The following is a 676-nucleotide window of genomic DNA, read 5'->3' on the forward strand; positions in this document are numbered from 1 at the left end:
GCGCGCCGGTGGTCACCACTCCTGGGAAGACCTCGACGACCTGCTGTTGGCGACCTACTCGGAATTGCGGTCGCGCCAGGTGTCGGCCAGCCACGGGCTGCCCGGCGAGGCGGTGTCGGCGGTGGAATCGCCGTCGCCGATGGCCAATTCGACGTAGCGCTGCAGCCATTGCAGGTAGGTCATCTCACCGACATCGCCGAAGTACGGCTTGGCGGTGTTGGCCATCGCGGCGATGATCTCGTCGCGACGCTCCGCGACGGCGTCCGCGTCACCGGCGACCTCGTCGAGCAGCCGGCCGCACCGCGAGGCGCTGTTGTCGATCTCGTGGATGTCCGCGCCGAGCTGGCTGCGGCTGGATGCCATTCCGCCCGAGGCTTTCCCGGCGCCGATCCACTGGTCGGTGCCCTGGGTTTCGACCAGCATGCGCTTGACCGACGGCGAGGTGGTCGCCTCCTTGGCGGCCATCGCCGCGGTGCCGACCAGGATGCCGTCGATGGGCATCAGCGGGAAGCCGTACGCCTGCGCCCAGCGCCCGGACAGGTATTCGGCCGCCCGCTCGGGCGTGCCGATGCCGCCGCCGACGCAGACGGTGATGTTGGGGCGCGACCGCAATTCCGAGTAGGTCGCCAACAGCAGGTCGTCGAGGTCTTCCCAGGAGTGGTGACCACCGGCGCGC

At 69.8% G+C, this 676-nt stretch carries 2 pseudogenes; one reads left to right on the plus strand and one right to left on the minus strand.

The annotated features are described in order from the left end of the window. Positions 1 to 43, plus strand: a pseudogene (locus tag A5622_RS30830) (hypothetical protein); the annotation flags it as partial. Between the two features lie 23 nt (positions 44 to 66). Here the strand turns inward: A5622_RS30830 and A5622_RS17880 are convergent. Beyond that, positions 67 to 676 (minus strand): annotated as a pseudogene (locus A5622_RS17880) (fatty acid synthase subunit beta domain-containing protein); the annotation flags it as partial.

The organism is Mycobacterium sp. 1245801.1, from assembly GCF_001673055.1.
Taxonomy (GTDB): Bacteria; Actinomycetota; Actinomycetes; order Mycobacteriales; family Mycobacteriaceae; genus Mycobacterium; species Mycobacterium europaeum_A.